Origin of the sequence: Corynebacterium sp. MSK150, from assembly GCF_030229215.1 — a bacterium.
GTDB lineage: Bacteria > Actinomycetota > Actinomycetes > Mycobacteriales > Mycobacteriaceae > Corynebacterium.
Genome location: NZ_JASPHM010000039.1, coordinates 1 through 645 on the forward strand (window position 1 = coordinate 1; position 645 = coordinate 645).

Consider the following 645-nt stretch of genomic DNA (forward strand, 5'->3'; position numbering starts at 1 on the left):
TTTTGTTTGGGTAGGGGAGCGTCGTGCATGGGTTGAAGCGTTACCGTAAGGAGGCGTGGACTGTGTGCGAGTGAGAATGCAGGCATGAGTAACGAATTGATAGGTGAGAATCCTATCCGCCGGATGACTAAGGGTTCCTGGGTCAAGTTCGTCTTCCCAGGGTGAGTCGGGACCTAAGGCGAGGCCGACAGGCGTAGTCGATGGATAACCAGTTGATATTCTGGTACCCGTACATGCGCGCCCATGATAAAGCACTGATACTAACCACCGCGGATGCACTGCTAAGACTCTTTGAGTGTTGGTGGTGTTGATGTCGTGGGGCCTGATGTGTGGTTCAAGTGATGGGGTGACGCAGTGAGGTAGCCACGCCACTTATTGGATTGGTGGTGTAAGCGTGCAGATCGTGTGGTAGGTAAATCCGCTGCACATTGTGGTTGAGACGTGATGCGTAGACCCATTGGGGTTGATGGTGGTGATCCTGTACTGTCGAGAAAAGCCTCTAGCGATGTGTGTGTATGGCCCGTACCCTAAACCGACACAGGTAGTCAGGTTGAAAATACTAAGGCGTTCGGGTGAACTGTGGTTAAGGAATTCGGCAAAATGCCCCCGTAACTTCGGGAGAAGGGGGGCCTTACGACGTGAAGG

At 52.9% G+C, this 645-nt stretch carries 1 rRNA gene; it reads left to right on the forward strand.

Features of this window, described 5'->3' with window-relative positions:
- A 23S ribosomal RNA gene (locus QP941_RS11540) occupies positions 1 to 645 on the forward strand; the annotation flags it as partial.